This window comes from Winogradskyella poriferorum (genome assembly GCF_050618035.1).
Taxonomy (GTDB): Bacteria; Bacteroidota; Bacteroidia; order Flavobacteriales; family Flavobacteriaceae; genus Winogradskyella; species Winogradskyella poriferorum_A.
The window spans coordinates 1-212 of record NZ_JBODPY010000311.1; the positions used below are offsets into that span (position 1 = coordinate 1).

Sequence of the window (212 nt, forward strand, 5' to 3'; positions counted from 1 at the left end):
GTCTGATCTTGATTACGAATTAGAACCTAATGACGGAAAGCAAACTACCTTTGATATTAAGGGTTTGTTTTTTAAGATTCTAAATTATTGGCCGTTAATTGACCTTTCCGTGTTAATTGGTTTAGGAATAGCTTATTATATCAATGTTCGTATGCAAAATATTTATAGACTTGAAAGTTTGATTTCTGTTGATAACGAACAAAGTCCATTAT

The 212-nt window shown here is 30.2% G+C and carries 1 protein-coding gene; it reads left to right on the forward strand.

All coding sequences use genetic code 11. The annotated features are described in order from the left end of the window. On the forward strand, positions 1 to 212 hold a 212-nt coding region (locus tag ACRHOC_RS15885), incomplete at both ends, for a hypothetical protein (RefSeq protein ID WP_431159523.1).